Annotated in this window: 1 protein-coding gene; it reads right to left on the bottom strand. The window is 69.0% G+C overall.

Annotated features, from left to right (window positions below; translation table 11 throughout):
• The coding region (locus BKG76_RS07070; protein ID WP_456237966.1) for an oxidoreductase at positions 1–429 on the bottom strand (429 nt) is incomplete at both ends.

Raw genomic sequence — 429 nt, 5'->3', positions numbered from 1 at the left:
CTGGCCAGGTAGTTGTGGCCGAGGTGCACCTCGACGGCGTCGAAGCCCGAGTCGATGGCCAGCCGGGCGGCGTTGGCGTGGGCTTCGGTGACCTCGCGGATGTCGTCGATCGTGGCCTTCTTGGCGAACCGCATCGACAGCGGGTTGAAGAACCGTACCGGCGCCAGCGCCGTGGCCTTGTTGGTCCGGGAGTTGGCCACCGGCCCGGCGTGGCCGATCTGGGCGCTGATGGCCGCACCCTCGGCGTGGATGGTCTCGGTCAATTTGGTCAGTCCGGGCACGGCTTCGGGCCGCATCCAGATCTGCCAGCCATCGGTGCGGCCGCCGGGCGCCACCGCGCAGTAGGCGACGGTGGTCATGCCGACCCCACCGGCTGCGGGCAGCCGGTGATAGTTGATCAAATCCTCGGTGACCAGCGCGTCAGGAGTG

Origin of the sequence: Mycobacteroides franklinii (assembly GCF_001853795.1) — a bacterium.
Lineage (GTDB): Bacteria > Actinomycetota > Actinomycetes > Mycobacteriales > Mycobacteriaceae > Mycobacterium > Mycobacterium franklinii.
The sequence above is the reverse complement of the archived record's forward strand: the minus strand, read 5'-3'. Positions and strand labels throughout refer to the sequence as shown.